Here is a 6,679-nt window from a genome sequence, read left to right as displayed (position 1 = left end):
AAAAAGAAGCATATGAAAATCCCAATCGCATAATACGATCACAGAAAACGACCGTATTTTTTTGTCCACAATGACGGTAAACCATATCCACCATAAATGAGATGTTTTTCTTGGTCATTTCCTGATTACAAATATCAAATGAAATCTTATGATGATGAGGCAATAACTCACCTATAATCATACGACCAGGGGTCGTTTCATAAATCTTCGATACCCAAGACCCATTTTCGTCAATATTTCTATATCTTCCACGAATCTTGGAATGTAGGGTGACTATTTTGCTTTCAAGAGCGTGATGCAATTCACCCATATCAGAAAAAGCCATTCCCTCACCTGGCTCTCCTTTATTCATAATAGAGAGATAATAAATTCCTAAAACCATATCTTGCGAAGGCACAACCACTGGAACACCACTTGCCGGATGTAAGATATTGTTAGTGGACATCATTAATACCCGAGCTTCCAACTGCGCCTCAATGGAAAGAGGAACATGCACGGCCATTTGATCTCCATCAAAGTCAGCATTATATCCCTCACAAACCAAAGGATGCAATTGAATTGCCTTTCCAGCTACAAGTCTAGGTTCAAAAGCTTGAATACTCAGGCGATGCAAACTCGGAGCTCGATTGAGCAAGACAGGATGTTCGTAAATCACCTCAGCAAGCACATCCCACACCTCAGGTTTTTGCTTTTCAACAAGCTTTTTAGCCTGTTTAATTGTAGTAGCCAATCCTTTTGCCTCCAAGCGAGCATATAGAAAAGGCTTGAATAGCTCAAGTGCCATCAACTTAGGTATGCCACACTCGTGCAATTTTAATCCTGCTCCTGAAACGATCACAGAACGTCCGGAATAATCCACTCTCTTTCCCAGAAGATTCTGTCTAAAACGTCCTTGCTTGCCTTTTAACATATCAGACAAAGACTTCAAAGGTCGCTTATTTGCACCAGTTATTACACGCTTATGGCGACCATTATCAAATAAAGCATCTACGGATTCTTGAAGCATTCTCTTCTCATTGCGTATAATAATATCCGGCGCACGCAACTCAATTAATCGCTTCAAGCGATTATTCCTACCAAGAACTCGACGATATAAATCATTAAGATCAGATGCTGCGAAACACCCAAAATCAAGAGCCACTAGTGGCCGCAAATCAGGTGGAATAACAGGAATAACAGTCATCACCATCCATTCAGGACGATTGCCAGACTTGATAAAATTTTCTACAATTTTAAGCCGCTTCAATATCTTCTTCTGCTTAAGGACAGAAGTAGCATGAGCAATTTCGGAACGCAAAGAAATCGCCAGTTCCTTCAGTTTCAAAGAAGCCAGCATCTCACGTATTGCATCGGCCCCTATCATAGCGACAAATTGATTTTCACCAAATTCATCAGCCACTTCTACGTATTCTTCTTCCGTTAAGATCTGACGCTCTTTTAAAGGTGCTAAACCAGGATCAATGACAACATAACTTTCAAAATAAAGCACACGCTCAACATCCTTGAGGGTCATATCAAGCAATGTTGCTATACGAGATGGCAAGGATTTAAGAAACCAAGGATGAGCAACTGGAGAAGCCAGTTGAATATGAGCCATACGATCTCGACGAACGCAGGAAAGGGTTACCTCTACACCACATTTTTCGCAAATAACACCCTTATATTTCATACGCTTATACTTGCCACACAAGCATTCATAATCCCTAATCGGACCAAATACCCGAGCACAAAACAAACCATCACGTTCCGGCTTGAAAGTACGATAATTAATCGTTTCAAGCTTTTTTATCTCACCATAAGATAAAGATAAAATCTTTTCCGGAGAAGCAATCGAAATTCTAATCGAATCAAAGTTTTTGTCGCCTATCTGTGGATTAAAAAAATTCACGACCTCTTGGTTCATGCCTTATCTCCAGCCATTGCTATTTGTCGGTATAAAAATATTTTCTCAGAAAAAAACAAGAAAATTTCGCTTACCATTTCGTCAAATCCGAAATTTCTTCTAATTTCGAATCACTCTTCGCACGCGAATTTTCTAGATCAACACTCAAACCCAAGGCCTGCATTTCCTTCACCAAAACATTGAAACTTTCCGGAATGCCCGTATCAAAAGAATTATCTCCTCGCACAATCGATTCATAAGCCTTAGTACGACCCGCGACATCATCAGACTTAATCGTAAGCATCTCTTGCAAAGTATAAGATGCACCATAAGCCTTTAAAGCCCACCCTTCCATTTCTCCAATACGTTGCCCACCAAATACTGACCTACCCCTCAAAGGTTGCTGCGTCACAAGAGAATACTTGCCTATAGAACGAGCATGAATCTTATTGTCCACCAAATGATTAAGTTTTAACATATAAATATAGCCAACAGTAACAGGACGATCGAATGGCTCACCTGTAAGACCATCGTAAAGAATAGATTGCCCACTCTCATCCAAACCAGACATACGAAGCATAGAATTTATATCTTCTTCATTAGCACCATCAAAAACAGGCGTTGAAACAGATACACCCGACTTCCACTGTTCTGCCAAACGCAATATAGAAGCATCGCTGTAGTCGGACAACTTTTCAGAGTTAGGATTAGTGCCAACAACCTTTTCAAGAGTACTACGTAATGGCTCTAAATCACCACTTATCTTATAATCATCTACAAGACCCTTGATTTTTTTCCCAAGACCAACACACGCCCAACCAAGATGCGTTTCAAAAATCTGTCCAACATTCATACGAGATGGAACACCTAATGGATTAAGAACGATATCTACAGGAGTACCATCTGCAAGGAAAGGCATATCCTCACAAGGCAGTATACGAGAAGCTATCCCTTTATTACCATGACGCCCAGCCATCTTATCCCCAGGCTGAATCTTACACTTCATAGCCACGAAAACCTTGACGACTTTCAAAACTCCCGGTGGCATTTCATCGTCCCACTGAATCTTCTCAACTTTATTCATAAAGCGATTTTCAAGATCAGATTTGGAAGTATCGTATTGAGATTTCAAGTCCTCGATCTTCCCTTGAACTTTTTCATCCTTAACGGCAAACATCCACCATTGTGAACGCGGATATTCGGACATCAAATCAGCCGAAAGAACAGAACCCTTCTTAAATCCCTTTGGACCAGAAATCGCTTCTTGTCCACACAAAATATCCATCAAACGACCATAAACATTGCGATCTAAAATTGCTTGTTCATCATCTCGATCTCGAGCAAAAAGTTTAATTTGTTCAGATTCAACGGACAAAGAACGTCCACTCTTGTGAACTCCGTGTCGATTAAAAATACGAACATCTATAACCGTACCAGAAACTCCGGGAGGAATACGCAAAGAGGTATCCCGAACATCTGAGGCCTTTTCACCAAAAATAGCTCGCAAGAGCTTTTCCTCCGGTGTCATAAGACTCTCACCTTTTGGAGTGATTTTTCCCACCAAAATATCACCCGGATTAACTTCAGCTCCTACACAAATTATCCCACATTCATCAAGATTTCTTAATCCCTCTTCCGAAACATTGGGTATATCCCGAACTATCTCCTCTGGTCCAAGCTTGGTATCACGAGCCACAACCTCAAACTCTTCCATATGAATAGAGGTAAATACATCATCAGAAACCATGCGCTCAGATAGCAATACAGAATCCTCATAGTTATATCCATGCCAAGGCATAAAAGCAACGATGACATTACGACCCAGCGCCAAATCACCTAAATCCGTAGAAGAACCATCCGCAATGATATCACCCTTACTAATTTCATCACCAACATTCACAAGCGGACGATGATTAATGCAAGTATTCTGATTAGAGCGCTGAAATTTCTGGAGTCGATAAATATCAACTCCAGAAGAAGAAGATTCGAGGACTTCTTCCGTGACACGAACAACAACACGCGTCGCATCAACCTGATCTACAATTCCGGCACGCTTCGCGACAATAGAAGCCCCAGAATTTTTAGCCACAACCGATTCCATCCCTGTCCCAACAAAAGGGGCTTCAGCCTTCAACAACGGGACAGCTTGACGCTGCATATTACAACCCATAAGCGCACGGTTTGAATCATCGTTTTCTAAAAAAGGAATGAGAGACGCAGCAACAGAAACCACCTGTTTTGGAGAAACATCCATGTAATCTATATGATCACGATTAACAAGAACCACTTCCCCAGCATGACGACAAATAACAAACTCTTCCGCGAATGAGCCATCTTCTTTGAGAGGCGCATTAACTTGGGCTATATGGAAATTTTCTTCCTCCATAGCTGTAAGATATACCACATCATTCGTAATCTTACCTTCTCGAATCTTACGATATGGCGCTTCAATGAATCCGTACTTATTAACAAGCGCAAAAGTCGCAAGAGAACTAACCAATCCTATGTTATGACCTTCTGACGTTTCCGCAGGACAAAGACGACTATACTGCGTTACATGTACATCTCGCACTTGAAGACACGCTCTCGCCCTCGTTATCCCTCCTTTACCTAAAGCAGAAAAACGACGTGTATGTGTAATACGCGACAACGAATTAACATGCTCTTCAAGCTGAGAAAGTTGTGAAGAACAGAAAAATTCACGCACGAGAGAAACAACCGGCCTGGCATTAATGAGATCTTGCGGCATAACAGTATCAATCTCAACCGATGAAATATGCTCTTTGATGGAACGTTCCATACGCAATAATCCAAGGCGATACTGATTTCCTACCAACTCACCAACAGAACGCACTCGACGATTGCCTAAATTATCAATATCATCAATCTTGCCTTTATCATCTCGTAAATTAATTAATTCTTTGATGATAGCAATTATGTCCCCTTTTCTGATAACACGGACATCATCAGGCACATCAAGATTCAGACGCATATTCATCTTGACACGACCAACCGACGAAAGATCATACTTATCCGGATCAAAGAAAAGAGAATGAAACATCGATTCTGCAGCCGAAAGAGTAGGAATATCCCCAGGACGCATAACCCGATAGATATCAAAAAGAGCTTCTTGACGGCTCTCATTCTTATCTGCAACCAAGGTATTACGCATATAGGGACTGAAATCAATATTATAAAGAATAGGAATATCTATAATATCGGAAGATACTATAGCATCTAGATTTTTAGCATCAATCTCATCGCCAGCCTCAAGATATATGAATCCTGTTTTTGGATTTACAATATCTTCTGCCACATAAGATCCATATAAGAAGCTCTCATCAACTCCTAAAAACTTTATTCCTTTAGCTTCAAGATCTTTTAGCAAACGCAGAGTAAACTTTCGACCACTTTCAACAACAAGCTCACCAGTATCAGCATCAATCAAGTCAGACGGAGCTTTTGAGCCTAGCAATAGATCGGAATTTAATGAGAAACACCAGCTATTCTCTCTCTTTGTATAGGTGATCTTAGAGTAAAAAGTAGAAAGAATCTCTTCAGGATCCATATCCAAAGCCATTAAAAAAGACGTCACAGCAACCTTACGACGTCGATCTATGCGCACATGAATAATATCCTTAGAATCAAACTCTATATCCATCCATGAACCATGGCTGGGAATTATACGACAAGCAAATAACAACTTCCCGGATAAACTAGATTTTCCCTTATCATGATCAAAAAAAACACCAGGAGAACGATGCATTTGAGAGACAATAACTCTTTGGGTCCCATTAATGACAAAAGTTCCATTTTCAGTCATGAGCGGAATATCGCCCATATAAACGCTTTGCTCTTTTATGTCTTTAATAGATTTTGCACCAGTAAATTCATCTATATCAAAAACAATCAAACGCAAAGTCACCCTCAATGGAGCAGCGTACGTCAAATCCCGACGAAGACAATCATCAACATCAAACTTCGGGGAGTCGAACTCGTAAGACACGAATTCAAGCATCGCAGCTCCAGAGAACGCTATAACAGGGAACACAGACTTAAATGCAGCCTGCAAACCTTCATTAGGACGTCCTTCAGGAGGCTCTTTCATCATTAAAAACTGATCGTACGACGCCCTCTGCACCCCAATGAGATCAGGCATATCAATTACTTCAGGGATTCTCCCAAAAAATTTGCGCACACGCCTGAGACCATTAAACGAAAAGCTTTTAGCCATCGTTTCTCCTTACAATAAATTTTTGATATACTCAAACAACAGGAAAAGAAAAAAATTATTTCCTTGAAGACCAACCTAAAATTCTATCTGCACAAAAATATTGATACTAACGTATCTCTACTTTAGTGCCAGCAATAGCATCAAGCTTATTCTTTATATCTTCAGCTTCAACTTTAGAAATTCCCACTTTTATGGTTTTTGGGGAAGCTTCTACAAGGTCTTTGGCTTCTTTAAGACCCAAAGAAGTAATCGAACGAATCTCCTTAATAACACTAATTTTATTCTTCGTGTCAAATCCCGTTAAGACGACATCAAATTCCATCTTCTCTGGAGCAGCAGAATCTCCTCCCGCAGCTACAGCTGACGCAACAGAAACCGGAGCAGCAGCAGACACACCCCATTTTTCCTCCAATGCTTTTGAAAGCTCTGCAGCCTGAACAAGAGTGAGAGACGATAGTTTTTCTACGATTGATTCAATATCAGGCATATCACGATTTCCTTCGTTTTTATCTTAGATTTTTTAACAATTAACAAAACTACTTTTGTTGATTCTTGTCCACATA

The 6,679-nt window shown here is 40.3% G+C and carries 3 protein-coding genes; all 3 read right to left on the bottom strand.

The genetic code is table 11. The features are described 5' to 3' along the window. A partial coding sequence (locus tag H0G72_RS05270; RefSeq protein ID WP_476384687.1) for a DNA-directed RNA polymerase subunit beta' occupies positions 1-1,903 on the bottom strand: 1,903 nt, incomplete at its 3' end. Between the two features lie 70 nt (positions 1,904-1,973). Then, positions 1,974-6,116: a DNA-directed RNA polymerase subunit beta gene (gene rpoB / locus H0G72_RS05265; RefSeq protein ID WP_182017731.1), complete on the bottom strand. Its 4,143-nt coding sequence runs from the start codon at positions 6,114-6,116 to the stop codon at positions 1,974-1,976. A 106-nt stretch (positions 6,117-6,222) separates the two neighbouring features. Beyond that, positions 6,223-6,603 carry a 50S ribosomal protein L7/L12 gene (gene rplL / locus H0G72_RS05260; RefSeq protein WP_182017730.1) on the bottom strand — a complete coding sequence of 127 codons (381 nt, stop codon included), beginning with the start codon at positions 6,601-6,603 and terminating at the stop codon, positions 6,223-6,225. Between the last annotated feature and the right edge of the window lie 76 nt (positions 6,604-6,679).

Origin of the sequence: Candidatus Liberibacter sp. (genome assembly GCF_014048425.1) — a bacterium.
Classification (GTDB): Bacteria; Pseudomonadota; Alphaproteobacteria; order Rhizobiales; family Rhizobiaceae; genus Liberibacter.
This window is presented reverse-complemented; position numbering and strand designations above follow the sequence as displayed.